The 550-nt window shown below is 53.6% G+C and carries 1 protein-coding gene; it reads right to left on the reverse strand.

Going from position 1 to position 550, the window contains the following annotated elements; translation table 11 throughout:
• On the reverse strand, positions 1 to 550 hold a 550-nt coding region (locus tag ABRP93_RS11680), incomplete at both ends, for a transposase family protein (protein WP_502879671.1).

A 550-nucleotide genomic window follows, 5' to 3' on the forward strand; every position in this document is an offset into this window, starting at 1 on the left:
GGGTCGTCAGGCAGTTGCGTGTGTAGGTACAGCCACCAGTCGCAGGCGAGGCGTTGTTGCTCGTCACGCAGTCCTCGGTGGTCGTGCATCAGTTTCTTGATTTGCGAGTTCACGCCACCTTCCAAACTGTTTGTCGTGCGCTCTAGACGCTGGCCTTGTTCTGCTTGAATGAGATAGGAAAATAGGTGACCATTCCTGCTCATTTTCTTCAGCTCCAGGTAAATACCCCGGTGGATATGGTGGGTGTACCACCATTTTTTGTTGCCGCGTTTAGATTTCGGGATTTGCTCAAAGGGGACGTCTTTGACGTAGGTACGGGCTTTGAGTTGAGTTCTAAATACGGTGCCGAACTGGTGTAGCTTGCCTGTCCATTCAGCGGCTTCATCTAGAGTGCTTACTGCCAGTAGCTCAAATGAAAGCCGTCGCAGTGCTTTACCCATCGGGGAGGTGGGGTGAAGGCCGGTGCCGCGTTGAATGTTGCGTTTGACGTGGACAATGCATCGCTGCACGGCGGTGTCAGGCCACAGGCGGCTTACTGCTTTAAGCCCTC

The sequence above is a fragment of the Corynebacterium sp. KPL2850 genome, from assembly GCF_040225855.1.
GTDB lineage: Bacteria > Actinomycetota > Actinomycetes > Mycobacteriales > Mycobacteriaceae > Corynebacterium.